22 protein-coding genes are annotated in these 24,807 nt (G+C 63.6%); 7 read left to right on the top strand and 15 right to left on the bottom strand.

Features of this window, described 5'->3' with window-relative positions; genetic code table 11:
• Positions 1-228: 228 nt before the first annotated feature.
• Positions 229-2,238, bottom strand: coding sequence for a putative bifunctional diguanylate cyclase/phosphodiesterase (locus tag AB7532_RS26595; protein ID WP_441237650.1), 2,010 nt, complete (start codon positions 2,236-2,238; stop codon positions 229-231).
• A gap of 305 nt (positions 2,239-2,543) precedes the next feature.
• Positions 2,544-3,431: a BJP family subclass B3 metallo-beta-lactamase gene (blaBJP, locus tag AB7532_RS26590; protein ID WP_441237649.1), complete on the bottom strand. Its 888-nt coding sequence runs from the start codon at positions 3,429-3,431 to the stop codon at positions 2,544-2,546.
• A gap of 271 nt (positions 3,432-3,702) precedes the next feature.
• Between blaBJP and AB7532_RS26585 the strand changes: the two genes are divergently transcribed.
• Entirely contained in the window at positions 3,703-5,019 is a 1,317-nt protein-coding gene (locus AB7532_RS26585; RefSeq protein WP_441237648.1) for an alpha/beta hydrolase, read from the top strand.
• A 22-nt stretch (positions 5,020-5,041) separates the two neighbouring features.
• On the opposite strand, the gene AB7532_RS26580 is transcribed toward AB7532_RS26585, so the two are convergent.
• Positions 5,042-5,329: a TonB-dependent receptor plug domain-containing protein gene (locus AB7532_RS26580; RefSeq protein WP_441237647.1), complete on the bottom strand. Its 288-nt coding sequence runs from the start codon at positions 5,327-5,329 to the stop codon at positions 5,042-5,044.
• 51 nt (positions 5,330-5,380) lie between these two features.
• Entirely contained in the window at positions 5,381-6,538 is a 1,158-nt protein-coding gene (locus AB7532_RS26575; RefSeq protein ID WP_441237646.1) for a hypothetical protein, read from the bottom strand.
• Positions 6,539-6,845: 307 nt separating this feature from the next.
• On the opposite strand from AB7532_RS26575, the gene AB7532_RS26570 reads away from it, so the two are divergent.
• A complete protein-coding gene (locus AB7532_RS26570) occupies positions 6,846-7,121 on the top strand; it encodes a hypothetical protein (protein WP_441237645.1) in 276 nt (91 codons plus the stop codon).
• Between the two features lie 123 nt (positions 7,122-7,244).
• Positions 7,245-8,054 carry a substrate-binding domain-containing protein gene (locus AB7532_RS26565; RefSeq protein WP_441237644.1) on the top strand — a complete coding sequence of 270 codons (810 nt, stop codon included), beginning with the start codon at positions 7,245-7,247 and terminating at the stop codon, positions 8,052-8,054.
• Here the strand turns inward: AB7532_RS26565 and AB7532_RS26560 are convergent.
• The 4 genes from AB7532_RS26560 to AB7532_RS26545 form a co-directional block, all read right to left on the bottom strand.
• Complete coding sequence (locus AB7532_RS26560; protein ID WP_441237643.1) at positions 8,028-8,726, bottom strand: ABC transporter permease; 699 nt, start codon at positions 8,724-8,726, stop codon at positions 8,028-8,030. The genes AB7532_RS26565 and AB7532_RS26560 overlap by 27 nt on opposite strands.
• On the bottom strand, positions 8,723-9,094 hold the full coding sequence (gene arsC, locus AB7532_RS26555; RefSeq protein ID WP_441237642.1) for an arsenate reductase (glutaredoxin): 372 nt from the start codon (positions 9,092-9,094) through the stop codon (positions 8,723-8,725). Before arsC ends, AB7532_RS26560 begins: the two co-directional genes overlap by 4 nt.
• Positions 9,095-9,311: 217 nt before the next feature.
• The gene (gene pstS / locus AB7532_RS26550) at positions 9,312-10,367 is read right to left on the bottom strand and encodes a phosphate ABC transporter substrate-binding protein PstS (protein WP_441237641.1); all 1,056 of its coding nucleotides are present in this window, start codon (positions 10,365-10,367) and stop codon (positions 9,312-9,314) included.
• A 208-nt stretch (positions 10,368-10,575) separates the two neighbouring features.
• The gene (locus tag AB7532_RS26545) at positions 10,576-11,679 is read right to left on the bottom strand and encodes an NAD(P)/FAD-dependent oxidoreductase (protein WP_441239358.1); all 1,104 of its coding nucleotides are present in this window, start codon (positions 11,677-11,679) and stop codon (positions 10,576-10,578) included.
• A gap of 443 nt (positions 11,680-12,122) precedes the next feature.
• Here AB7532_RS26545 and AB7532_RS26540 point away from each other — a divergent pair, with 443 nt between their 5' ends.
• From AB7532_RS26540 to AB7532_RS26525, 4 genes are all read left to right on the top strand, one after another.
• Positions 12,123-12,974 carry a 3-hydroxybutyryl-CoA dehydrogenase gene (locus tag AB7532_RS26540; RefSeq protein WP_441237640.1) on the top strand — a complete coding sequence of 284 codons (852 nt, stop codon included), beginning with the start codon at positions 12,123-12,125 and terminating at the stop codon, positions 12,972-12,974.
• A gap of 136 nt (positions 12,975-13,110) precedes the next feature.
• Positions 13,111-13,575: a group III truncated hemoglobin gene (locus tag AB7532_RS26535; protein WP_441237639.1), complete on the top strand. Its 465-nt coding sequence runs from the start codon at positions 13,111-13,113 to the stop codon at positions 13,573-13,575.
• A 260-nt stretch (positions 13,576-13,835) separates the two neighbouring features.
• Positions 13,836-14,489 (top strand): ubiquinol-cytochrome c reductase iron-sulfur subunit, encoded by a 654-nt coding sequence (locus tag AB7532_RS26530; protein ID WP_441237638.1) that lies wholly within the window; start codon positions 13,836-13,838, stop codon positions 14,487-14,489.
• A gap of 127 nt (positions 14,490-14,616) precedes the next feature.
• Positions 14,617-16,344: a methanol/ethanol family PQQ-dependent dehydrogenase gene (locus tag AB7532_RS26525; RefSeq protein WP_441237637.1), complete on the top strand. Its 1,728-nt coding sequence runs from the start codon at positions 14,617-14,619 to the stop codon at positions 16,342-16,344.
• 257 nt (positions 16,345-16,601) lie between these two features.
• On the opposite strand, the gene AB7532_RS26520 is transcribed toward AB7532_RS26525, so the two are convergent.
• The 7 genes from AB7532_RS26520 to xoxF5 all read right to left on the bottom strand — a co-directional run bounded on the left by AB7532_RS26520 (position 16,602) and on the right by xoxF5 (position 24,559).
• Entirely contained in the window at positions 16,602-16,862 is a 261-nt protein-coding gene (locus tag AB7532_RS26520) for a hypothetical protein (protein ID WP_441237636.1), read from the bottom strand.
• Between the two features lie 136 nt (positions 16,863-16,998).
• The gene (locus AB7532_RS26515; protein ID WP_441237635.1) at positions 16,999-19,311 is read right to left on the bottom strand and encodes a molybdopterin cofactor-binding domain-containing protein; all 2,313 of its coding nucleotides are present in this window, start codon (positions 19,309-19,311) and stop codon (positions 16,999-17,001) included.
• Position 19,312: 1 nt separating this feature from the next.
• Positions 19,313-19,765: a (2Fe-2S)-binding protein gene (locus AB7532_RS26510; RefSeq protein WP_014493612.1), complete on the bottom strand. Its 453-nt coding sequence runs from the start codon at positions 19,763-19,765 to the stop codon at positions 19,313-19,315.
• Positions 19,766-20,387: 622 nt separating this feature from the next.
• Positions 20,388-20,948, bottom strand: coding sequence for an S-(hydroxymethyl)glutathione synthase (gene gfa / locus AB7532_RS26505; protein ID WP_441237634.1), 561 nt, complete (start codon positions 20,946-20,948; stop codon positions 20,388-20,390).
• Between the two features lie 33 nt (positions 20,949-20,981).
• Positions 20,982-22,091 carry an S-(hydroxymethyl)glutathione dehydrogenase/class III alcohol dehydrogenase gene (locus AB7532_RS26500; protein WP_441237633.1) on the bottom strand — a complete coding sequence of 370 codons (1,110 nt, stop codon included), beginning with the start codon at positions 22,089-22,091 and terminating at the stop codon, positions 20,982-20,984.
• Positions 22,092-22,151: 60 nt separating this feature from the next.
• Positions 22,152-22,670 (bottom strand): c-type cytochrome, methanol metabolism-related, encoded by a 519-nt coding sequence (locus AB7532_RS26495; RefSeq protein WP_441237632.1) that lies wholly within the window; start codon positions 22,668-22,670, stop codon positions 22,152-22,154.
• 80 nt (positions 22,671-22,750) lie between these two features.
• Complete coding sequence (gene xoxF5 / locus AB7532_RS26490) at positions 22,751-24,559, bottom strand: lanthanide-dependent methanol dehydrogenase XoxF5 (protein WP_441239357.1); 1,809 nt, start codon at positions 24,557-24,559, stop codon at positions 22,751-22,753.
• Positions 24,560-24,807 lie beyond the last annotated feature (248 nt).

Below are 24,807 nucleotides of genomic sequence, written 5' to 3'. Positions count from 1 at the left end.
CCAACTCACAACCGTGTTTGCCGCCGCGCCCAGTTGAAAGCCAAAGATCAAAAAGTTGTATCTCTAGTATCTTTCCCCTTGAAATTGAGTATCGCGCGTTTCCGCCGCGCTGACAAGCGCCGACATGGCATACCCGCGTGCCATGGGCGTTTCGACGCATGTGAACTGGTCGGTTGACAGGCCTTGCTTCAACTCATCAGCGTGACATGCTCGCTGCGAGCGTCTATCTCAGGCCACGACCTTGGCTCCGGCGCCGCCAAGGCGCTGGCCTTCCTTTGCGAGATAGTCGCCGATCGCATCGCCCGACATCGGCTTTGCGAAGTAGTAGCCCTGGATGAAGTCGCATCCCAGGCGGCGCAGGCTGTCGAGTTGGGCGCGGGTTTCGACGCCCTCGGCGACGCAGGCGAACCCCATGTCGTCGCACAGGCCGGCGAGAGACTTGATGATCTTGTGACTCACCGGGTTTTCATTGATGTCGGCGACGAAGCTGCGATCGACCTTGATCTTGTCGAGCGGCAGCCGGTGCACGTGGCTCAGCGAGGAATAGCCGGTGCCGAAATCGTCCAGCGAAATGCCGCAGCCCATGGCCTTCAGCGTTGCGATCGACTGCTGCGCGCGCGCGAAATCGAAGGTGACGGCGGTCTCGGTGATCTCGAAATCGATCCGGTGCGGCGGCAGGCCGCTCTTCTCGATGATCGAGATCAGCGGCAAGATGCCCTCGGCCGCGCAGACGTCGTGGGCGGAGAGGTTGAACGACAGGCGGATGTGATCGGGCCAGGTCCTGGCGGTTGCGAGCGCGCGCGCGAGCAGCGCCTGTGTCAGCGGTCGGATCAGGCCGATGCGCTCGGCGGCCGGAATGAAATCGGCGGGAGACACCCAGCCGAGGCGGGGGCTGTGCCAGCGCGCCAGCGTCTCGAAGCCTGCGGTGTGCTCGCTCATGGCGTCCACGATCGGCTGGAACACCAGCTCCATCTCGGCGCCGAAATCGGAGGTCCGCAACAGATTCTCGATGACGCCGCGGCTGCGGATCTCGGCCTCGAGCTCGCTCGAGAAGATCACGGTGCGGCCGCGCAGATGGCGCTTGGCGTGATAGAGCGAATAGTCCGCGCATTCATAGAGCGCTTCCGACGTCGACGCGGAGTGCGGGAACAGCGCAAAGCCGATCGAGCAGGACAGACCCGTATGGGCGGTGTCGAGCTGGTAGGGCAGCTTGACCTGTTCGCCGATGCGTTCGCCGAGCCGTGCCAGATCCGCATGATCAGGATCGCCGCATACGACGAGACCGAACTCGTCGCCGCCGAGCCGGGCAAATTCCACCCGCTGCGGGCCGAAGCCCTCGCAGACTTCGCGGATGCGTCGTCCGGCTTCAATCAGGACGCGATCGCCGACCGAGTGGCCGTAATTGTCGTTGATCGGCTTGAAGCCGTCGAGGTCGATGATGCCGACCGCGACGCGAACGCCTCTGCGCTCGGCGTCAGCGAAAGCGCTCGACAGCTCGGCGAAGAAGCGGCGACGGTTCGGCAGTTCGGTGAGGGAATCGAGGTTGGCCAGGCGGAAGTTCTCGTCCGAAAGCGCTTGCGTTGCTGCCTGCTGGGCCAGCAGCGACTTGCGGCTGGAGACGAGATCGGCGAAGTCGCGATAGTAGATGAACAGCACCGTCACCATCGCGCCGGTGACCAGCAGATTGTTGATGGCCATCGCCTCCAGCGTCGGTTCGCCGGTGGCGAAGTAGAACAGCACATAGGGAACGTCGACGACGAGGGTGACGATCAGCGCGGCCGAACGCAGATGCATCAGGCTGAAAATGCAGCCGATCACGGTCACCGCCATGTAGAAGGCAACCTGACTCTTGGCGAAGGGATCGCCATAGGGATACAGGGCGAATGACCAAACCGTGAAGCCTGCCGCGATCGGTGCCGCGATCCAGTTGGTCAGGCGCAGATTGCGTGCGATGTCGGCGTCGTTGCGCACGACATGACGCTGGCGCAGCCACCAGAATGTGCGAAAGCCCGTCACCGCGATCAAGGCGCCTGGCACGATCATGCTCAGCGACGCCGGTGCCAACGGCACATAGGTATAGGCTACCGCGATCGTGTTGGTGATCAGGATGAAGTAGAGCAGCGGGATCTGTTTGGAGAAGGCGTCGAACTGCGCACGCATCAGCTCCGGATTGTCGGCCGGCACGCGGAATAGGCCCGTTACGGCAGCGAGACGAGACTTCAAATTGACGACAGGCATTGCAATACGAGCCCTGGATTTCCTTCGAAACGGGGCGATCTTGCATGGCTCGGGTAAAGGGGGCGTTAGATCGAACGCCGCGCCGCAGGTTGCGCGTACCCGCGGACGCCCCCGGTCGCGTGCATTGGTGAGGCGGTGTTAAGGATAAGCCGCAGCAGAAGCCCTCGTATCGGCTGCAAAAGCCGCCCAGCGACGTAGCTACGCCCCGCTAACCATAGCACCAGCGCAACGTATTGCCGCACCTCTGAGGGTGCAAGCTGCACCCCTCCTTCATACGAGGAGAGGTGCAGGGCTTTTGATGAGCACTATTTCTTCTCGATTGCAGCGGTCTGCTTCGCGAGCTGCTTGTCGAAGTCCTCAGAGAGCGTGGCGACATAGGTCGCGTTTTCGCCCGGCTTGACGAACGGGTTTGGCGAGCCGTCCTTGATCTGCTGTGCGCGCTTGGCCTGCATGCCATACACTTCCGGATGCGGCCCGAGCAGTACATCGACCTTCATCGCCTTCACTTTGGCGTAGGTCGCACGGTAGTCGTCGACGATGCCGGGATGGGTCGGTTGTCCGACCAGCCGGTTCAGTGCCACTGTACCGCTACAGAAGAACAGCACGCTGCGATCCTGGTTGCCGTCCTTTGCGGTCATCTCCCAACTGGTGCAGCCGGGTGAATGGCCGGGCGTCGCATGCGCCGTCAGGGTGGTGTCGCCGAGCGTGACCTTGTCGCCTTCCTTCACCGTGCGGTCGACCTTCACCGCGGGGAAGGTGAGGTCCTCGTTCTTCTCGTCGCCCGGATAGTAGCCGCCTTCGAGCAGGGGCTTGTCGCGCTCACCGGCGATGAGCTGTGCACCGGTTTCCTTCTTGATCTCGGCAAAGCCGCCGGTGTGGTCGAGATGCGCGTGCGTGTTGAGGATGATCTTGATGTCGGCGACCTTGAGGCCGAGCTTGGCGATGTTGTCCTTGATCATGCCGGTCGACTGGGGCATCGCGGTGTCCATCAGGATCAGGCCCTGCGATGTCTTGATGACGTAGACGGCGATGCCTTCGGTGCCGACATAATAGATATTGCCGATCAGCTGGAACGGCTCAAACGGCGCCGTCCATTTCTGCATCACCGCTGCGAGGAAGTCCTTGATGGTCTGCGCCTGTGCCGCTGTTCCGAACAGCATCAACGCGCACAGCGCGGCCGCGAGCTTTTTCATAGTTTGCCTCCCGAGTTGTTCTTGTCGTTTTGACCGGACGCGATTTTGGCGCGGCGCGGCCTGCGCGCAAGCTACGTCGTGAAGGGTACGGCAGCAACCGCCTCGGGCCCTGAAATACTGCGTGGCATGCGGGGAATAACGGTGTCTGTCCGGTTTGAGCATGGCGGCCATAGCGGCAACGCGGCCGCTTGCTGTTTGACCGCATGCGGGCGGCCCGCCATACTTCGCGTCAAGACGAGCCAGCAAGACTCGTCGGATACCGGGAGCTGAAATGACCAATTTATTCTCCGTCCTCGCAGGGACGTTGATTTCCGTCGTCTCCTTCATTTCGACCGCCACCGCGCAACCGGCCTGCGTCACCCAGAACATGGCCGTGCCGCCAGGCGCCAACACCACCGACAAGGCTGCGCCGTTCTTCATCGATACGACCGGGCTCGACTTCAAGACGGCGCCGCCGACGCGCGATCCCTCAAGCGCCAACTATCCGCGTGCGACCGAGCTGCCTGACGGCACGCTGCCGCCGCCGGGCGCCGAAGGCAATTTCATCATCGGTCCCACGCACAATCCAGCACCTGAGACGATCGCGAAGGAGGGCGTGCCGCGCGGCACGACAAAATCCTTTACGCTGTCGTCAAAGGACAGCACGGTCTACAATCCCGGCCTGATCCGCGACGACGTCGCCGGCTGCAGCAATTCGTCGATCATGACGATCGTCACCGCACCTGATGACAAGTCACACATGATCGTCACCACGAGCCACCCTGGCGTCTGGTCGCGCACGATCGATGTCTATGTGCCGGCACAATATGTGCGCGGCACCGAGGCGCCGTTCATCGTGGTCGGCGACGGCGGTTCCAACGCCTATAAGGATCTCCCGACCACGCTGGATAATCTGATCGCGCAGCGCCGCGTGCCGCCGATGATCGCGATCCAGATCGGCAATGGCGGCCAGGATGCGCAAGGCAGCCAGCGCGGCCGCGAATATGATGCGGTGTCAGGTGACTACGCCCAGTTCGTCGAGCGCGAGGTGCTGCCGCTGGTCGAGAGGAATGCCGACGTCAAACTGACCAAAAATCCCGACGGGCGCGCGACCATGGGGCTGAGCTCAAGCGGCGTGGCTGCCTTCACCATGGCGTGGTTCTATCCCGATCTCTATCATCGGGTGCTGGCGTTCTCGCCGACCATGGTCAACCAGCAATGGCCGCACGATCCCTCGTTGCGTGGCGGCGCCTGGGAATATCACAGCGCATGGACGGGGCCGGCCGGTCCCAACCTTATCTCCAAGGCGGGCGTGCTGACGCCGGCCGAGCCGCCCGGTGTGCCGCTGATCGTTGCCGCGCCGGTGAAGCCGATCCGCTTCTGGTTCTTCGGGGGAGATCAGGATCTGTTCTATCCGAACCCCACGATTCCCGACGGCATGCACGACTGGACCCTGTCGAACGCGTTGACGGCCAAGGTTCTGGCGGAGAAGGGCTACCACTACCAGTTCCTATTCGTGCGCAACGCCAAGCACGTCGACCGGCCCACGATTGCACAAACGCTGCCGTCGGCCCTGGAGTGGGTCTGGAAGGGCTATCCGATCCCCTGAGGGCGCAATCGGAGCAGAGCGCCTAGCGCCCGATCGTCACCCCGGCGGTCGAGCGCATGGCGTCCCGGAGGCTCCTTGCGTTCATGTCGTCGAGGACCTCTCGCGTCAGCACGGTGGTCTGGCCGGGCGTGTTGAGGATCGTCTCGCCGCGCGAGGAGGAGAGCCGGTCGGCCTTGGTGGGCGCGGTGCGATCTGCGGCGGGTGCATGATGCGGCCGTTTGCTGGACGCGGCAGGGGCCCCTTGCGAGATGCAGGTGCAGAGGATGGTGATCAGGACCAGTTGCAATGATGTGGACATGCGATCTCCCATATCCAGGATTTCAGCCTAGCATATGGCGAGCATCGCCGCAGATGGAAAGGGTCAGGCGAGCGCGGCCTGGCGTTCCCGTACCGGCTCGCGGGCGGCCCTTAAGGGCTCCGCAAGGCGGGTGAAGCTGCGCTGGCCCGCCGACACGGGTGCTTCGACAATGACGCCTTCGCAGACGATCTGTCCGCCGAGCATCTTGAACTCGAGCTTGTCGTAGCGCGGCATGGTCTCGCCGGACTCGGGCGGCAGCAGTTCGATGCGTCCCTGGATGTTCAGCGTCGCGTCGCCGGTGCCGTGAAGCCGCGGATTCCACATCCGGATCCCGGTCTCCGCCCAGCGTTGCCGGATCAGCGTGGCGCGATCGGCCGGTTCCACGATCTTCGCGCGAGCCTTCGGCGCGGTGGAAATCTTTGGGGCGGCAGTCGCGGGGACCGGCTCCGCGGCGTTCGCCGCGACAGGAACCGGATCGTTGACGGGGATCGGCTCGATCTCCGCCGCGACGCTGGGGGCGGAAGCGCTGTCGACGGAGCCCTCAAGGGCTTCAATCGCGGAGACTTCAGTGTCGGCAAGTGCGATACACAAATCGTCCGCGACAACGGGCTCGACATCCCCGACAATTTCAACGGCGGGATCGTCGTGGACGACGAGAACAGGTGCATCCACCCGAGCGACGTCGATTTCGATCAACGAGGCCGGCGCCTCCTCCGCGACAGCCGGCCCGACGTCTGCCGGGAGCTCGGGGGATGGCGTGCTGTCAACGACGGGTTCGGGAATATCGATCGGCGCGCTCTCGACCTCGACAGACGAGACTGGCGGCTCTTCCACGACAAAGGATTCGACGCTCGCCAGCAGTTCCGCAGGCCGATCGCTGCCGATGAGTTCGGGAGTATCACCCAGCGCGCCCTCGGCTTCGACAGACGAAACAGGTGTCTCGTTCAAGACGAAGGGTTCGACGTTCATCGTGAGTTTCGCCGGCGGATCGCGGCTGATGACGAGTTCAGGAGCATCAAGCGGCTCGCTTGCGACCTCGATGTCCGCGTCGCGATGCGACGGATTGGTTCTGATGGTACTGTCGCGAGCCGGCGCGGTTTCTGCGATGTCGGCGACGATGGAGCCTTCTGCGGCGCGTACAGCATCGTCGATGCTGCTGCTTCGCGGCAGGGGCCGAAGCCGGGTGAACGCCCATTTCACCGCAGGAATGCGGTGCAGCAACGATATCAGTCTCGAAAGCACAGGGAGTTGTCCAAGAGGTACTCGGCGTGAGGCAATCGCTGATTCGCCAGCAATGCAAAAAACTGCCCCGGCCGCCACATCCAGTCAATGTAGGTGGGACCAATTGCAGAACATCCGCGCATGTCCGGACGCGTGCAAGGGCGACGCCGCGGCCGGCCGCGTCCTATCTTTCATTCCTTGCAATGCGCGACACACCGTCCCGGGAGCCCCGATGCGACAAAGCACCGCCGCCGGGGGAGGGGACGTCGCGCCTAGAATGGGCGGGACCGAAACGCGAAGAACTCGCATGTCCGATCCTCCCGACGACAGGATCGTTCCGATCCGCTCGTTGCAAGGCGCCCGGCTCGACGAGCGCTTCGACGCAACGCTTGCGGACCTTCAGGCGCGCCGCGACGAACTCGTGCAAATCATCTCGCGTCTCACCGATGGCCTGGGCGTGATCGATCAGGCTGCCGCAGCCGGATCGGCACAGTTGGCCCGGGATCTGCTCGATCTTCTGGCGACGGCCCGGGCCCAGCTGGACGAGGTGACCGCTATCATCGAGAAGCTGCAATCGTCGTGACCCGGCGGCACGCCATCCATTGTCTATGTGATCGCACTCCCATGATGGCCACGCCGAACGTCGAGCTTCCCAGCGTCTTCCTCCCCGCGTAATCTGAGGCGTCTGGGGAGTGAGGACGATACAATGAGGAAGCTTGCCGCCATCGCAGCGGTTCTGGCCTGGTCGACATGCGCATATGCGCAAGTTCGCACCATCACGGTGGCCTCGACGACGTCGACGGAACAGTCGGGCCTGTTCGGTTACCTGCTGCCGCTGTTTGCGAAAGCCGAGGGCATCGAGGTAAAGGTCGTTGCCGTCGGCACCGGCCAGGCGCTCGACATCGGGCGGCGCGGCGATGCCGACGTGGTGTTCGTCCATGACAGGCCGGCCGAGGACAAGTTCATGTCCGAAGGGCAGGGCGTGAAGCGCTTCGACGTCATGTACAACGACTTCATCATCGTTGGCCCGAAGAGCGATCCCGCGACAATCGCCGGCAGCAAGGACGTCACGGATGCGCTGCGCAAGATCGCGGCGGCAAAGGCGCCGTTCATCTCGCGCGGCGACAAGTCCGGCACGCATGCGGCGGAGTTGAGATTGTGGAAGGAAGCCGGTGTCGATATCACCGGCGGCAAGGACAGCTGGTACCGCGAGATCGGCCAGGGCATGGGCCCGGCGCTGAACATGGCCTCGTCGTCGAATGCCTATCTTCTGTCGGATCGCGGCACGTGGTTGTCGTTCAAGAACCGGGGCGAACTCGCCATCCTGACCGAGGGCGACAAGCGGCTGTTCAACCAGTATGGCGTCATGCTGGTGAATCCGGCGACGCATGCCAACGTGAAGGCGAAGGACGGGCAGGCCTTCATCGACTGGCTGGTCTCGCCGAAGGGGCAGGATGCGATCGCCGGCTACAAGGTCGGCGGCGAACAGCTATTTTTCCCCAACGCGTCCCACTAGCAGGAAGGCGACGGTCGACACCGCGACGCTGAGCACGAGCAGAATCAGCCCGAGCCCGAGCGCCAGCGGCAGGTCGCCCTTGCTGGTCTCCAGCGCGATGGCGGTCGTCATCGTGCGCGTAAAGCCGCGGATGTTGCCGCCGACGATGAGGATGGCGCCGACCTCGGCGATCGCGCGCCCGAACGCCGCGAGAAAGGCCGTCAGCAGCGAGGTCCGGCCGAGCGCCAGCAGCAGGCCGATGCTGCGCAGCGTCGACAGCCCGTCGATTCGCGCGAGGTCACCATACTCCGCCCACAGCAGGCTCGCCGGCCGGTGCACCAGTGCGACCACGATCGGGGTCGCGAGCAGCGTTTGTGCGATCACCATGGCCGCCGACGTGAACAGCAGTCCCGCCGCACCGAGCGGCCCGGACCGCGACAGCAGAAGATAGAGGGCGAGGCCTACCACGACCGGCGGAAGGCCGAGCAGTGCATTGGTCAGAACGATGATGATTTGCCGCCCGCGGAAGCGGGTGATCGCAAGCAGGGCGCCTATCGGTGCGCCGATCAGCAGCGCGACGATGCTCGCAGTCAGGCTGACACGCACCGACAGCGCGACGATGCCGAGCAGCTCGGCATCGGCTTCGCCAATCAGCGTGAAAGCCGCGCCGATGGATCGCGCGAAATCGTTCATCCGGCCTGGCGCTGTTGTGCCGGCAAGAGATCGAGCACCAGCTCGGAGGGGCGGCAGAGCCGGACGCCCTTCGGCGTCACCACGATCGGCCGGGCGATCAGGATCGGATGCGCCATCATGGCGTCGAGGAGCTGATCGTCGGTCAGGGCGGGGTTGTCGAGGCCGAGCTCCGCATAGGGCGCCGCCTTTTCACGAACCGCTTCGCGCACGGAAATTCTCATGCGCGCGATGAGCTGCTGCAACACCGCGCGCGACGGCGGCGTCTTCAGATATTCGATGACGTGCGGCTCGATGCCCGCGTTGCGGATCGTGGCGAGGGTGGTGCGCGACGTGCCGCATTCGGGATTGTGGTAGATGATCACGTCCATTCGAAATCCTCGGGGGCGGCAGCGGCTAGGCTGCCTCTCATCGACCCTCGCTTCGTCTCGCCGCGGCGAGCCGGCAACAGGCCTCCCGCCGACTAAATCACGATTCACAGCAGGATTTCCAGAAGGATCCGGGTAGCCCTTTGGAGGGGCACCGGCGAACCGTTCGCCTCGTGCCGGGAGCGGATCGTCGCGTGCGGCCTGATTTCTGCTCCAGGCCTCAGCGCTTGACGTCGGCCGAGACCGGGACCGTGGGTGCAGCCTCGATGCCTTGCTGCCAGTAGCGCTCGATCTGATCGATCAGGGTGGTCGGCAGCGGCACGTAGTTGAGCGTCGCGGCCTGCGATCTTCCGTTCTCCAGTGACCAGCGAATGAAGTCGATTGCGGCGGCCGACCTTTCCGTCGATTTCGGCGCCTTCGGCATCAGCACGAAGGTCGTCGCCGTGATCGGATAGGCGTCCTCGCCGGGCGCGTTGGTGAGCACGAGATGGAAATCCTTCTCCGCCTTCCAGTCCGCGCTCGAGGCTGCGGCCTGGAACGAGGCCGCGTCGGGGACGACGAAATGGCCGGCGCTGTTCTGCACCACGCCGAACGAAATCTTGTCGAGGCGTTGCAGTGCGTAGGCGTATTCGAGATAGCCGATCGCGCCGGGAACGAGGCTGACGAGCGATGCGACGCCGTCATTGCCCTTGCCGCCGAGGCCAAGCGGCCATTCGACCGAGGTGCCTTCGCCGACGCTGGTCTTCCACTGCGTGCTGATCTTCGAGAGATAGTTCGACCAGTTGAACGTCGTGCCGGATCCATCGACGCGGTGGACCACCGTGATCGCCGTGTTCGGCAGCCTGATGTCAGGGTTGATGGCGCGAATGGCCGGATCGTTCCAGAATTTCAGCTTGCCGAGATAGATGTCGGCGAGCACGGGCCCAGTGAAATGGATCTGGCCGGGCTTGACGCCGGCGATATTGACCACGGGAACGACGCCGCCGATCACGATCGGGAATTGCATCAGGCCGAGCCTGTCCAACTCGCGGGGATCGAGCGGCATGTCGCTCGCGCCGAAATCGACGGCGTCTTTCTTGATCAGGCCGACGCCGTTGCTGGAGCCGACGGCCTCGTAGCTGACGGCGTTTCCAGTCTTGGTCTTGTACGCGTCGATCCATTTCGCCATCACGGGCGAAACGAAAGTTGAGCCGGCTCCCTTGATCTCGGTGGCCAGGCTTTGCGTGGCGACGAGCAGGGCGGTGAGGATGATGGGCAGCTTGATGTGTTTGTTCATGGGCGCGACGCTAGCAGCCCGAATGCCGTGCCTATGTGGTCCATCTCACAAAATGCAATGGAGTGGTCCCGGGAATGCGCGGCCACTGGCGACGCATTGTCGTCCATGTCCATGCATCTCGATGATTGAAGTGCCGTCTGCTCTGCGGGACGCCCGATCGGCCGTTGATCTTCGTGCGCTGCGTAACGTCGTCGTTCGGCCCGATGCCTCACGCCTCCCGGTCGATGGCAAAGTCGTCGAGCAGGATGGAGCTTCCGCCGCAGCAGAGCGTCGCAAGCAGTTCAGCAGCCAGGTAGCTGAATGTGATGCCGTTACCACCATAGCCATAGGCGGCAAGAATGTTCTTCTGACCGGGCACGGCACCGATGAGCGGGAGACCATCCTGCGTGGTGTCGAACGCCCCGGACCAGCAATAATCGATCTTGCCCGAGGACCGCGGCCAAAGCGCTCCGAGTTTTTGCCTCAGTCGTTCCCGCTTGGCGGACGTGAGAGCCTCGCGCGCCTGGGGTTCGATGGCGGAATCGTCATCCTCTCCGCCGAAAATGATGCGGCCGTCGGACGTGGTGCGGGCGTAGTGATAGTCGTGGCTCGCTTCCCAGATCAGCGCGTCTTCGGGCCACAGGTTCTGGGGCTGCGGCTCGGTGGCGATCGCCCAGCTCGACGTCGGCCGCTGGATGGTCGGACGCACGATGTCAGGCATGACGTAACCGGTACACAACACGACCCGGTTTGCCTCGATCTCGTGGCCGCTCGTCAGTCCGACGACGACCTTGGCGCCGGCGCTGTCAAATGCCGCCGCGTCGCCTTGCAGCACCGTCGCCCCGCGCCCAACGGCGACTTTGAGGAGACCATGGGCAAGCCGAACCGGATCGGCATCGGCAGCGCCCGGCGAGAGAATTGCGCCCGCGCGCGCAATTTCGAACCGGCGAAGCAGGGAGGGGTGGTCGAGAAACATGCCCGGCAAGTCGGCGCGCGACCTCAGATCAAACTCTTCCCGCAGGGATCGTTCGCTGTCTCCAACCGCAAGGTAGAGCGAGGAACGATCTCTGAGCTGGCAGGGGATGCGATGGTGGCGCGTCAACGACAGCAGGCCCTGGACGGCCCGCAGGCTCGCGATATAGCTGCGCGCGGCGCGTTCGAATCCGTAGGCTTGCGTCAGCTCGGACAACGGGCGATCGATTTCCCAGAGCAGCATCGCGGTGCTCGCGCCGGTGCTGCCATGGCCGGGCGTTTCACGGTCGATGATGACGACCTCGCGCCCGCGGCGGGTAAATCTCTCGGCGACCATGGCGCCTGTGATGCCGGCTCCGATGACCAGGACGTCGCAGGTGAAGCTTCCGGTGACGGGGCGAACCTCGGGCCCGCCGCTCGTGATCCAGGGGGTTGTCGGACTCCTGAGGTCACGGTGATCGATGTCATCGTCGTCGGAAAAAATAGCGGAGCCTCCAGCCGGCCGAGTGAGGGTCTGTCGGCCAGCTAAACGCCCTCGAACTGCGCAAAGTTCCAGCTGGAATGGCGCCCGACCTTTCCCGCGCTCCCGGCGCTTGCGAGGGCGGGACGAAAAGCAAAATCCGCCGCGAAGCAGTCATATCATGCCGCTTCGCGACCGAATCGCGGCTTTATTCCCGTCTCGGATGCTTTAAGGAAGGGGCAGGATCAGGTCGCAGCTGCCCCCGGGCGGTGCTAAACCCTGATGCAGGAACAATGGGGTGGGGCCGCCAGGGCGCCCCCCGCAAGGATAAAGGACAAGAGGCAATGATCCAGACCGTTGGCATCATCGGGGCAGGGACCATGGGTAACGGCATTGCGCAGATTTGTGCCGCATCCGGGCTCCCGGTCGTGATGGTCGACATTTCCGATGCAGCGGTGAACCGCGGTGTCGCCACTGTCGGCGGCAGCCTCGAGCGCCTGGTCAAGAAGGAAAAGATGTCAGGGGCGGACCGCGATGCGACGCTCAAGCGCATCACCGGCACGACCGATCGCGCCAAGCTTGTCGATTGCGACCTCGTCATCGAAGCCGCGACCGAGAACGAGGAGCTCAAGGTCAAGATCCTGAAGGATCTCTGCGCTACGCTGTCGCCGCGCACGCTGCTCGCGACCAACACCTCCTCGATCTCGATCACGAAGCTCGCCGCCGCGACTGACCGTCCCGACCGCTTTATCGGCATGCACTTCTTCAACCCGGTCCCGGTGATGGCGCTGCTGGAGCTCATCCGTGGCCTGCAGACCTCCGACGACACTCACGCCAAGGCGCTCGATTTTGCAAAACGCGTCGGCAAGGTGGCGATCACCGCCAAGAACAGCCCGGGCTTCGCCGTCAACCGCATCCTCTGCCCGATGATCAACGAGGCGATCTTCGCGCTCCAGGAGGGGATCGCGACCGCGGAAGAGATCGATGCCGGCATGAAGCTCGGTTGCAATCACCCGATCGGACCGCTGGCGCTGGCCGATCTGGTCGGGCTGGACACCATGCTGTCGGTGATGGAGGTCTTTTACAAAGGCTTCAACGACCCCAAATATCGTCCGGCTCCCTTGCTCAGGGAAATGGTCGATGCCGGCCATCTCGGCCGCAAGACCGGGCAGGGCTTTTACACTTACGGCGCCTGATCGAGGTGCCAGCGGCGGGCGCTCGACGCCCGCTGCCTTTCTCGCAATTTGCGCTGCGCCAAAGACGCCGCGCGCAATTGGCCCGACAATGTCGAACGGGCGGCTTGCGAGAACAACATAACGGACAACGAAGGACATGTCGGATCGACTGAAGGCTGAGCGCGAGGCGGCGGCCATGCGGCGGAACCTGCTGACCCAGGATGCGATCGAGCGCACGGGGATCACCGAGGAGATGATCGGGGAACTCGTGACCCGCTTCTACGGGCGCGTGCGCGAGGATGCATTGCTCGGGCCGGTCTTCGGAATCGTGCAGAATTGGGACGATCATCTCGCCAAGCTTAGGGATTTCTGGTCGTCGGTCGTGCTGATGAGCGGCCGGTATCATGGCTCGCCGATGCGGGCACACATCCCGCTCAGTCTGGTCGGTGACCATTTCGACCGCTGGCTCGATTTGTTCGAGCAGACCGCGCGCGAAGTCTGCCCGCCGCCGGCAGCTGGTCTCTTCATCGACAAGGCGCGTCGCATCGCCGACAGCTTCGAGATGGCGTCGGCGACGGTCGCGGGGCGCATCGCCGCGCCGCGCCACGTGTTGCGGTCCTGACGACTGGTCTGCCTACGAAACGTGCAGTTGTATCGCTGCGAGGTTGCATTGCGTGAACGCCAGCGCGCTGCACCAATTCCAACATCATCGGTCTGATCTGCAAAATCATCATGCTGATCGCGCGGCAGGACGTTGAAATCGCGAAAACGCGTTGAATAGTTTCATTCGTATTCAATCAATACGAGCATAGCCATATTGATGCACTGCGGCGCCAATTCTCCGCCTTTTTTTCGGCAGAGTTCCAGCGCCTGCTACTGTGCATGTCGCGCGCATCAATCAACACCACATCTTCATCGTCCGAGAGCACCGCGGAGCCTGAAATTGACGCGGGCACGGAGCAGACGCGGCGAACGCTGCTGCTCGGTGCGCTCGCCAGCACCGCCTGTCTCGGTTGCTTCACGCAAGCGCGCGCGGGCGAAGATCCGCCCGGCTCCGACGAGCGGCCGCAGAAGGGCGATGTACTTGTCTTCTCCGAGGGCGATCAGGAAGGCAAGCTGATCACGTCCGCCGACATACCGAGGGGCGGACCGCCAGTGCAAGCCTGGCCGAAAGATCCGAAGACATCGGTCGTGCGCAGCGCTTCTCGCCTCAACGAAATCCTGATCATTCGTCTCGACCCGGCCGAGCTCGACGAGAAAACCCGCGAGCGCGCCGTCGACGGCATCCTCGCTTATTCGGCGATCTGCTCGCATGCCGGCTGTCCCGTCACCGCGTGGGTCAAAAGCGACGTCGGCGAAAAGGATGTGTTCAAGTGCATGTGCCACAATTCCGAATACGATCCCCGCGCGGGCGCGCAGGTCGTGTTCGGGCCGGCGCCGCGGCGGCTCGCAGCGCTGCCGCTCGCGCTCGCTGACGGCTCGCTCAGCGTTGCCGGAAATTTCATCGGAAAGGTAGGTGGCGTGCAGCCGGGATGATGGACGTGCGGGACATGCCCGCGTCACGAGAGGCCGCATTCGCCGAGGGGCGGACGACGGGACAACGACAAGAATTCAAAACAAGAATTCAGACGGATGAAAAAGGGGAACGTCCATGAAAACGTCCATGACCAGAAAGCAATTGCTGCTGTCCGGCTTCGTCGCCTTCACGTGTCTTGTCTCGACCGCCGCGATCGCCGGCCCGATCGAGAATTACTCTCCGGTCACCCAGCAGCGGTTGGAGAATCCGGAACCCGGAAACTGGATGCTCTATCGGCGCACCTATGACGGGCAGGGCTATAGCCCGCTCGACCAGATCAACACCTCGAACGTCAAAAATCTTACACCGGTCTGGACCTTTGCCACCGGCGTGGTCGAAGGCCACGAGGCGCCGCCGCTCGTCAACAACGGCGCGATGTTCGTGACAACTCCGATGGGGCAGGTGATCGCGCTGAACGCGAAAACCGGCGACGAGTACTGGCGCTACAAGCGGCAGCTGCCCGACGATCTGTTCCAACTGCATCCGACCAACCGCGGCGTCGGCCTCTGGGAGGACAAGCTCTATCTCGCGACCACCGACGACCATGTCGTCGCGCTCGATGCCAAGACCGGCAAGGTGTTGTGGGACACCAAGGTGCAGGACTACAGGAAGGGTCAGTACATGACCCTGATGCCGCTGATCGTCGAGGGCAAGGTCATCGTCGGTGGCTCCGGCGGCGAGCTCGGCGTGCGCGGCTACGTTGCCGCATACGATGCCAAGGATGGCAAGGAGCTGTGGCGCACGTTCACCATTCCCGGTGAAGGCGAGCCCGGGCACGACACCTGGCAAGGCGATGACTGGAAGACCGGCGGCGGCTCGGCCTGGATGACCGGCAATTACGACAAGGACACCAAGACGATCTATTGGGGCGTCGGCAACGCCGCGCCGTGGCCCGGCGAAACGCATCCCGGCGACAATCTCTACACGTCGTCGGTGCTCGCGCTCGATCCGAACAACGGCAAGATCAAGACCTATCACCAGTATCATCAGAACGATTCCTGGGACTGGGACGAGGTCGATGCGCCGATGCTGATCGACCTGCAACGCGACGGTCGCACCATCAAGAGCCTGGTCCATCCGGGCCGCGACGCGATCTTCTGGGTGCTCGAGCGCACGCCGACCAAGATCAACTACGTCGCCGGCTGGCCGTTCGTCGCAACCGACGTCTGGAAGGGCATCGATGCCGAGACCGGCAAGCCGATCGTCGATCCCGCGCACAAGCCGGTCATCGGCAAGCGGGTCGAGTTCTGTCCGTCGCTATGGGGCGGCAAGGACTGGCCGTCGGCGGCCTATAGCCAGAAGACCGGCCTCGTCTACGTGCCCGCCAACGAGAACTTCTGCGGCGGCTTCACCGGCGAGAAGGTGCCGCTCAAGGTCGGCGAACTCTGGCTCGGCACCAAGCCGGAGGACATCGGCTTGAAGACCAAGCCGGGCGCGGATCATTTCGGCGAGCTCCAGGCCTGGGATCCGGCGACAGGAAAGAAGGTGTGGCAGCACAACTTCCCGAAGTCGCAATTGTTCGGATCGGTGACGGCGACGGCGGGCGATCTCGTCTTCGTCGGCGGCACCAATGACCGCAACTTCCGCGCCTTCCATGCCAAGACCGGCGAGCTGCTATGGGAGCAGAAGACCAACTCGGGCATCATGGGCATGCCGACATCCTATGAGATCGACGGTACGCAATACATCGCGATCCAGTCGGGATGGGGCGTCGACGCGCAACGCATCCAGGATGCGCTCGTGACCAACAATATCGGTATCGAAGCCAACGTGCCGCAAGGCGGCGTCGTCTGGGTGTTCGCGCTGAAGAAATAAGCTCCGCGGGCGGATCGAAAGAAGCGGAGCGCGAGGGGGCAAATGCGGCGGACGGCAACGTCCGCCGCATTTTGCGTGGGTGATGGGATCGGTGTCCACGCCACGGGCTCGTCATGCCCGGGCAGAAGCGCGAAGCGCGTCTTCGCTCTAGATGTCCCGGGCACCCACGTTCCTGGTGCTGCGGCAAAGGTCGTGGATGGCCGGGACAAGCCCGGCCATGACGGCGTAGAAGCATCAGCACTCAAAAACGTTGCGCACTACTTCCCGTGCCGGTCCACCTTGTCCTTTTCCTTTTGGTTCATCTCCTGAACCTTGGGATCGGTGCTGGTCTGCCCGGTGGTTTGGGTGGTGGAGGCGGGCGGGGCGGTGGCGTTGGGGAGCGAGTTCTGGTCTGGCGCGGTGGGACGCGTCGCGGTGGTCGGGGGCGTCGTGCTGCTCTGGGCGAACGCGCTCGCTACGGTCAAAGAAAAGGCGCCCGACAGCAACGAGACTGCGAGCGCCTTTGAGATGTTGGTCATCGATCTGCTCCTGTCAGATCAATGGAAACGGCGCGAGGCCGCTCAATGTTCCCAAACGCGATAGACTTCTATCGCGCTCCGTCTTGTTGAGTATGATCTATCCGGAAAACCGGTGCCCACTTTTCCGGATCATGCTCTACGCTTCCAATTGCTTGCCGAGCGGCAGGTTGCGGATACGCTTTCCGGTGGCTGCAAAGATCGCGTTCATCAGCGCGGGTGCGAACGGCGGAACGCCGGGCTCGCCGACGCCGCTCGGCGGCGTGTCAGGTCCGGGCGGCACGATGTAGACGTTGGTGACCCCAGGCGATTCATCCATCCTGATGACCTGGAAGTCGTCGAAGTTCTTCTGCTCGACCTTGCCGTCCTTGAAGGTGACCGCGCCGTATTTGGCGAGGCTCAGCCCCATGATCGCCGCGCCTTCGATCTGCGAGGCGATGCGCTCGGGGTTGACATAGGTTCCGCAGTCGATCGCGGTGTCGACCCGCGGCACCGACAGCTTGCCCTTGTCGTCGACGGCCACCTCGACGATGGTCGCGATGTAGCTGACGAAGCTGCGGTGCACGGCAATGCCAAGGCCGTGGCCCTTGGGCATCTGACGGCCCCATTCGCCCTTCTCCGCGACCAGCTCGACCACCTTGCGCAGGCGCGCGGTGTCGATCGGGTAGCTGTCATAGGGCTCGCCGTAGTTCCACATGTCCTTCACGGCGGGCTTGACGATACGCGGGCTTCCGATCAGCGCGAGCAGCGTCTCCTTCTGGTCGCGGCCGGTCGCATGCGCGATCTCGCCGACCATCGATTGCACCGCGAAGGCGCGCGGGATGTTCGAGACCGAGCGGAACCAGCCGATGCGGGTGAACGCCGCGGCCTCCGGGTTCTCGCAGGAGATGTTGGCGATCTCGAACGGCATGTCGACGAGACCCATGCCGAGCTCGAACGGCGCCGCGTGCTTTGCGCCGGCGGCGAAGGTCGAGGCGATGGTCGGCGCAACACTGCGGTGGCGCCAGGCGATCACCTTGCCGCTCTTGTCGAGGCCCGCTTCGATCCGTTCGACCGAGACGGTGTGCAGGAAGTCGTGTTGGAGGTCGTCCTCACGCGTCCATTGCACCTTGACGGGTGCACCGAGCTCCCTCGACAACAGCGCGGCCTCGAGCGCGAAGTCGCATTTCGACTTGCGGCCGAAACCGCCGCCGAGCAGCGTGACGTTGACGGTGACATTGCCCTCGGGAATGCCGAGCGTCTTGGCAACGTCCTCGCGGGTGCCGCCGGGGCTCTGCACCGGCGCCCAGATCTCCGCCTTGTCGCCCTTGACGTCGGCGATCGCCACCGGCGGCTCCATGCTGGCATGGGCAAGGTGCGGAAGGTAATATTCGCCGACGACGACCTTGTCGGCGCTCTTCAAGGCGGTGTCGGCGTCGCCCTCCTGGCGCACGACAAGGCCCGGCTTGCGCGAGGCCTCTTCGAGCTCCTTGCGATAGGCGACCGAGTCGTATTTGCCGTTGGCGCCGTCGTCCCAGGTCAGCTTCAGCGCGTCGCGGCCCTTGATCGCCGCGCCGGTGTTGCGTGCGATCACGGCAACGCCGCCGAGTGGCTGGAATTTCGATGGCCACGGCCAGCCCTGCACCTGCATCACCTTCTCGACGCCGGGAATCTTCAGGGCCGCCTCCGGTTCGAACTTGACCAGCTTGCCGCCGGTCACCGGTGGCCGCGCGATCACGGCATACTTCATGCCCGGCAGCCGGACATCGGCACCGTAACGCGCCTTGCCGGTGGTGATGTCGTGGAGATCGACGATGCCGATCTGGCCCTTGCCGAGATAGCGGAAGTCCCGGGGGTCCTTCAGCTTGAGGCCTTCGATGCTGGGCACCGATTCCTTGGCGGCATCGGCGGCGAGCTCGCCGAAGCCGAGCTTGCGGCTGGTCGCGCTGTGGACGACCTCGTGATTGACGGCCTTGACCTCGGTCGCCGGCACGCCCCAGCGCTTCGCCGCGGCCTGCTCCAGCATGGTGCGGGCGGAGGCGCCGATCTGGCGCATCGGGATCAGATAGTGCCGCGTGCTGCGCGAGCCGTCGGTGTCCTGGTTGCCGAACTTGACCTCATCGCCATGAGCCTGCTGCACCTTCACCCTGGACCAGTCGGCCTCCATCTCCTCGGCGACGATCAGCGGCAGGCTGGTGCGCACGCCGGTGCCCATCTCGGCGCGATGGGCGACGATAGTGACGGTGCCGTCGGATGCGACCGCGACGAACACGCGCGGGTCGATGACGACGCCATGCGGCATCTTGCCGGCGCCGGTCTCATAGGCGAAGGCCTGGCGCGACATCACGGGGGCGGCGAGCACGAAGCCGCCGGTAACGCCGAGCCCCTTGAGGATGCTACGGCGCGAGACTTTCTCGACCTTGACGTGCTTTTCGAAGCCGCGAAGCTTCGTCGGATTCTCGATGAAATTCATGTCACACTCCCGTCGATGCGAGATGGACTGCATTCTCGATGCGCTGGTAGCAGCCGCAGCGGCAGATGTTGCCGGCCATCGCCTCGCGGATCTGGTCGTGCGACGGTTTCGGGTTCTCCATCAGCAGCGCGGCCGCCTGCATGATCTGGCCGGCCTGGCAGAAACCGCATTGGGGCACGTTGACCTGACGCCAGGCCTTCTGCACCGGGTGATCGCCGTTCGGATGCAGTCCCTCGATGGTGGTGACCTCGCGGCCGGCGACGTCGTTGATCGACGTGATGCAGGAGCGCACCGCTTCCTTGTCGACGATGACGGTGCAGGCGCCGCACAGGGCCTGGCCGCAGCCGAACTTGGTGCCGGTCAGCCCGGCCTCGTCACGCAGGAACCAGAGTAGCGGGAGATCCGGGTCGCCGTCCCAGCTCTGTTCCTGGCCGTTGATCTTCACCTTGATCATGATGGTCCCTCGCTCTTCATAAGCATGAATTCAAATTCGCCGGTTTCGCACGGCGATGGTTCATCATTTCGCCGCGTCGCTGCCCTCATCCCGCGCGGGCAAATCCCGGGGGAGGCAGAAACGCTGATTGGCGATGTCTGGATGTGCTCGATACCTCCCCGTGTTGTTCTTGTTTGATTGAACTTCGCGCGGCATCGTAACGGCGCGAACCTAGCAGAGATCGCACCACCCGGCGTTCACAGCCGAGTGTTCTTGACGGGAAAAGATTGCAACGCAGGTTTGTCAAAAGCAGGGCGCGGCATCGCGCCGCGCGCCCCTCGAATGAGCGCTAGGCAAAAAAGCTTCGTCCGGCAGAGGGACTGCGCGGACGAAGCAGGATGCCTCAGTCGAGGGAGGGAGAAACGCAGAGGCGCGGACTTCAAGCAGGAAGCAGGCGGCACTGCGCAGTCATTCAGAGACCAGGACTGAGGGAGCTGACGGCCCTCATACGCGGAGTGCAGAGGCGGCGGCATCGCCGCGTTTATCTCGGGGCCGGACCCGTCCGGCTCGCTGACGGTGGTTGGCACCAGCGAGCGGACGGGGCACGGCGAAGGTCAGGCGACCTCGTCTTCAGGCAGCCCTGTCAGGCGGCTTTGGCCTTCGCCACGTGGGTTGCGATCGCATCCATCAGTGCCGGCGACAGGCAGTCATAGGGCTCGAGCCCGATTTCCTTCAGCCGCGAACGGATGCCGGACATCTGCTCCGGCTTCACGCCCGATTCGATCACGGAAGAGACGAAGGCGGCGAATTGCGGCGCCTGCGAGCCCTGCTCCTGGAACAGTTCCGGATGAACGAAGTCGAGCCCGTAGAACGGGTGGTTCTTGTTCTCGATGCGGCCGTACATGTGGGTGCCGCAGGCCTTGCAGGCGTGACGCTGGATCACCGCCGAAGCGTCGACGATCTGGAGCTTGTCGCCGTTCTCGAGCACGGTGACGTTCTGGCGCGGCACCACGGCGACGACCGAGAAGTTCGCGCCCTGCGGCTTCCAGCACTTGGTGCAGCCACAGGCATGGTTGTGGGCGACGTCGCCCTTGATGCCGACCTTGACCTGATGGTCCGCGCATTTGCAGGCCAGCGTACCGCCGGCAAAGCTGCCGCTGCCTTGCTTGAGGCCGTTGTCGATCGAGGGATGGAGTGCAGTCATGGGTCGATCCTCCTTGGGGGTGACGCTTTCGAGCTAGAACACGACGACTGAACGGATGGATTTGCCCTCGTGCATGAGGTCAAAGCCCTTGTTGATCTCCTCGAGCTTGAGCACGTGGGTGATCATCGGATCGATCTGGATCTTTCCGTTCATGTACCAGTCGACGATCTTGGGCACGTCGGTGCGGCCGCGCGCGCCGCCAAAGGCCGTGCCGCGCCAGTTGCGCCCGGTGACGAGCTGGAACGGGCGGGTGGCAATCTCCTTGCCGGATTCGGCAACGCCGATGATGATGGAGGTGCCCCAGCCGCGATGGCAGGCTTCCAGCGCCTGGCGCATCACGGTGGTATTGCCGGTGCAGTCGAAGGTGTAGTCGGCGCCGCCATCGGTGAGGTTGACCAGATGCGGGACGATGTCGCCGGTGATCTTCTTGGGGTTGACGAACTCGGTCATGCCGAACCTGCGGCCCCAATCCTCCTTGGAGTCGTTGATATCGACGCCGATGATCTTGTCGGCGCCAGCCATCTTGGCGCCCTGGATCACGTTGAGGCCGATGCCGCCGAGGCCGAACACGACCACGTTGGAGCCCGGCTCGACCTTGGCGGTGTTGACGACGGCGCCGACGCCGGTGGTGACGCCGCAACCGATGTAGCAGCTCTTGTCGAACGGCGCGTCCTCGCGGATCTTCGCGACCGCGATCTCCGGCAGCACGGTGAAGTTCGAGAAGGTCGAGCAGCCCATGTAGTGGTAGACCGGCTTGCCCTTGTAGGAGAAGCGGCTGGTGCCGTCGGGCATCACGCCCTTGCCTTGCGTCGCGCGGATCGCGGTGCAGAGATTGGTCTTCTGGCTCAGGCAGCTTTTGCACTGCCGGCATTCCGGCGTGTAGAGCGGGATGACATGGTCGCCCGGCTTCACCGAGCTCACGCCGGGGCCGATCTCGCGAATGATGCCGGCGCCCTCATGGCCCAGGACCGACGGGAAGATTCCCTCGCTGTCGAAGCCGTCGAGCGTGTAGGCGTCGGTGTGGCAGATGCCCGTCGCCTTGATCTCGACCAGGACTTCGCCGGCCTTCGGTCCTTCCAGATCGAGCTCGACGATCTCAAGCGGTTTCTTGGCTTCGAAAGCGACGGCGGCACGTGTCTTCATCGGTAACTCCTCAAATTCTCGCAAGACGCCAAGAGGTGGTCTCGGCAGCCTTCGTAACGTTCATTTATGGCCCATGCAGGCGTCTTCCGCCTTGGTATAGACCTCGTTCTTCTCGTCTTTCTTGGCGGGCCGCTGCCGGCCCCACGCCTCGTCGGAGCGGGCGCGGAGATAGACGTAGAGATCGTCCATGTAGCAGGCGACGTTCGGGTTGTCGCCGAAGGCCGGCATGACGTTCTCCTGCGCCGTCGAGATGTTCTTGCGACCGGAGGCGACGACGCCGAGGAAGTCGCCATAGCTCATGGTCTTGACCGAATCCTTCAACGCCGGTGCGTAGGTCGATCCCATGCCGTCGGGGCCATGACAGACATGGCAGTCGGAGTGATAGCGGCGGTATCCGGAATAGGTGAACCAGTCCACGGTGCCATCGGTGATCTTGTAGGTCGGGTTGCCTTCCTTATCGAGCCACTTTCCGTCGTCTTCCTTCTTCACGGCGGTCGGGTCGCCCGGACCGTCGGCAACCGCAATTCCCCCCGAGGTCACGAAGATCGTCGCAGCAATGGCAAAGCAGATTTTACGCAAGAGATTATCCTCGAAGGCATCAGGTGAGACGAGCCGGCGCGTGGAGGTTGATCCACGCGCCGGAGCGATACGAGGTGATGCTAGTTCGCCGGCAGCGAGAACACGGTCAGCGTACCGCCGAGCGCCGTGTAGTTGCTGAGCGCCGCATAGCCGCCGACTGCGCCGAGACCGGCGGTCGGATCGGTCAGACCTGCCGCCAGACCGATGCCGGCCCAGCCGCCCACGCCCGAGAGCACTGCGACGTACTGCTTGCCGCCGTTCTCATAGGTCGTGACGTTGCCGATGATGCCGGAGGGAGTCTTGAACTTGTAGAGCTCCTTGCCGGACTTGGCATCGACTGCCTTCAGGTAGCCTTCGAGCGTGCCGTAGAACACCACGCCGCCGGCGGTTGCGAGCGCACCCGACCAGACCGAGAACTGCTCCTTGTTCGACCAGACGATCTTGCCGGTCTTGCCGTCCCAGGCGATGAAGTTACCCATGTGGGTTTCGCCCGCCGGCGGATACATCGAGAGCGTCGCACCCACATAGGGCTGGCCCGCGGTGTAGCTCACCTTGAACGGCTCGTAGTCCATGCAGACGTGGTTGGTCGGAACGTAGAACAGCTGCGTGTCCGGCGAGTAGGCTGCCGGCTGCTCGTCCTTGGTGCCGAGCGCGGCCGGGCAGATGCCCTTCACGTTGTGGTCCTCGCCCGCCTTGTCGGTCGAAGCTGCGTCGAGCACCTTCGGACGGCCATAGGTCGGCGAGTTCTTGTCCATGTCGACGCCGGAGGTCCAGTTCACCTTCGGATCGTACTTCTCGGCGACCAGCAGTTCGCCGTTCGCACGGTCCATCGTGTAGGCGAGACCGTTGCGGTCGAAATGGGTCAGCAGCTTGCGCGGCTGGCCGTTGATCTGCTGGTCCGAGAGGATCATCTCGTTGACGCCGTCATAGTCCCACTCGTCGTGGGGCGTCATCTGATAGACCCACTTGGCCACGCCAGTGTCCGGGTTACGCGCCCAGATCGTCATCGACCATTTGTTGTCGCCGGGACGCTGCTTCGGATTCCAGGTCGAGGGGTTGCCCGATCCGTAATAAACGAGGTTCAGCTCGGGATCGTAGGAGATCCAGCCCCACGTGGCACCGCCGCCGATCTTCCACTGATCGCCTTGCCAGGTCTTGAGGCTCGAGTCCTTGCCGATCGGTTTGCCGAGCGCGGTGGTCTTTTCGGCATCGACCAGGAGCTGATCGTCCGGGCCTTCCGAGTATCCGCGCCAGGCCAGCTTGCCGGTCTTGATGTCGTAGGCGGACATGTGGGCCTGAACGCCGAACTCACCGCCGGAGATGCCGATCAGCACCTTGTCCTTGACGACGAGCGGCGCCGATGTGCCGGTCTCGCCCTTGCCGGGATCGCCGTTCTTCACGGACCATGCCACCTGACCGGTCTTGGCATCGAGCGCGACCAGCGTCGTGTCGGCCTGGTGCAGGAAGATCTTGCCGTCGCCGTAAGACACGCCGCGGTTAACCGTATCGCAGCACATCACGGGAATGACGTTCGGATCCTGCTTCGGCTCGTACCGCCAGACGATCTTGTTCTCGTTCGAAAGGTCAATAGCGTAGACCTTGTTCGGGAACGGCGTGTGGACGTACATCATGTTGCCGACGATCAGCGGGCCGCCTTCGTGGCCGCGCAGCACGCCGGTCGAGAAGGTCCAGGCGACCTGGAGCTTGCCGACATTTTGTGCGTTGATCTGGTTCAGCTTGGAAAAGCGGGTGTTTGCATAGTCGCCCGCCGGCATCACCCAGTCTTTCGGGTTCTGCGACATCTTGTTCAGCTCGTCATTGGCTGACGCGCTCCCGACGGCGAGCGCCGCAGCGGAGCCAAGAAAGGTCGCCAGTAGCACCTTGCGCATAGTCATTCCTCCGTTGATCTCGTTTTATTGTTTCCGAAGCATTGCTTAATCACCGGGCTTATCGTCCGGCGTCTGCTCGTGCAGGGCGGTCACGTTTGGGACCAGAAACGATGCTGTGCGGTTTCCTCCTTCGGATGAGAGCTACGGGTCCACGTGCAGGAGCGGCCCGTTCTTGTTGTTCCTGTCTCAATCCCTAACGACTTCGCTATCGGGAAACTTGCCCAAGAGAGAAGCTGGTTTGCTCGACA

Source organism: Bradyrhizobium sp. 930_D9_N1_4 (assembly GCF_052076015.1).
GTDB lineage: Bacteria > Pseudomonadota > Alphaproteobacteria > Rhizobiales > Xanthobacteraceae > Bradyrhizobium.
The sequence above is the reverse complement of the archived record's forward strand: the minus strand, read 5'-3'. Positions and strand labels throughout refer to the sequence as shown.

Excerpts from the sequence above, each read along its gene's own strand:
- AB7532_RS26595 (WP_441237650.1), bottom strand. The coding sequence starts at position 2,238 with ATGCCTGTCGTCAATTTGAAGTCTCGTCTCGCTGCCGTAACGGGCCTA.
- blaBJP (WP_441237649.1), bottom strand. The coding sequence starts at position 3,431 with ATGAAAAAGCTCGCGGCCGCGCTGTGCGCGTTGATGCTGTTCGGAACA.
- AB7532_RS26585 (WP_441237648.1), top strand. The coding sequence starts at position 3,703 with ATGACCAATTTATTCTCCGTCCTCGCAGGGACGTTGATTTCCGTCGTC.
- AB7532_RS26580 (WP_441237647.1), bottom strand. The coding sequence starts at position 5,329 with ATGGGAGATCGCATGTCCACATCATTGCAACTGGTCCTGATCACCATC.
- AB7532_RS26570 (WP_441237645.1), top strand. The coding sequence starts at position 6,846 with ATGTCCGATCCTCCCGACGACAGGATCGTTCCGATCCGCTCGTTGCAA.
- AB7532_RS26565 (WP_441237644.1), top strand. The coding sequence starts at position 7,245 with ATGAGGAAGCTTGCCGCCATCGCAGCGGTTCTGGCCTGGTCGACATGC.
- AB7532_RS26560 (WP_441237643.1), bottom strand. The coding sequence starts at position 8,726 with ATGAACGATTTCGCGCGATCCATCGGCGCGGCTTTCACGCTGATTGGC.
- arsC (WP_441237642.1), bottom strand. The coding sequence starts at position 9,094 with ATGGACGTGATCATCTACCACAATCCCGAATGCGGCACGTCGCGCACC.
- pstS (WP_441237641.1), bottom strand. The coding sequence starts at position 10,367 with ATGAACAAACACATCAAGCTGCCCATCATCCTCACCGCCCTGCTCGTC.
- AB7532_RS26540 (WP_441237640.1), top strand. The coding sequence starts at position 12,123 with ATGATCCAGACCGTTGGCATCATCGGGGCAGGGACCATGGGTAACGGC.
- AB7532_RS26535 (WP_441237639.1), top strand. The coding sequence starts at position 13,111 with ATGTCGGATCGACTGAAGGCTGAGCGCGAGGCGGCGGCCATGCGGCGG.
- AB7532_RS26530 (WP_441237638.1), top strand. The coding sequence starts at position 13,836 with ATGTCGCGCGCATCAATCAACACCACATCTTCATCGTCCGAGAGCACC.
- AB7532_RS26525 (WP_441237637.1), top strand. The coding sequence starts at position 14,617 with ATGACCAGAAAGCAATTGCTGCTGTCCGGCTTCGTCGCCTTCACGTGT.
- AB7532_RS26520 (WP_441237636.1), bottom strand. The coding sequence starts at position 16,862 with ATGACCAACATCTCAAAGGCGCTCGCAGTCTCGTTGCTGTCGGGCGCC.
- AB7532_RS26515 (WP_441237635.1), bottom strand. The coding sequence starts at position 19,311 with ATGAATTTCATCGAGAATCCGACGAAGCTTCGCGGCTTCGAAAAGCAC.
- AB7532_RS26510 (WP_014493612.1), bottom strand. The coding sequence starts at position 19,765 with ATGATCAAGGTGAAGATCAACGGCCAGGAACAGAGCTGGGACGGCGAC.
- gfa (WP_441237634.1), bottom strand. The coding sequence starts at position 20,948 with ATGACTGCACTCCATCCCTCGATCGACAACGGCCTCAAGCAAGGCAGC.
- AB7532_RS26500 (WP_441237633.1), bottom strand. The coding sequence starts at position 22,091 with ATGAAGACACGTGCCGCCGTCGCTTTCGAAGCCAAGAAACCGCTTGAG.
- xoxF5 (WP_441239357.1), bottom strand. The coding sequence starts at position 24,559 with ATGCGCAAGGTGCTACTGGCGACCTTTCTTGGCTCCGCTGCGGCGCTC.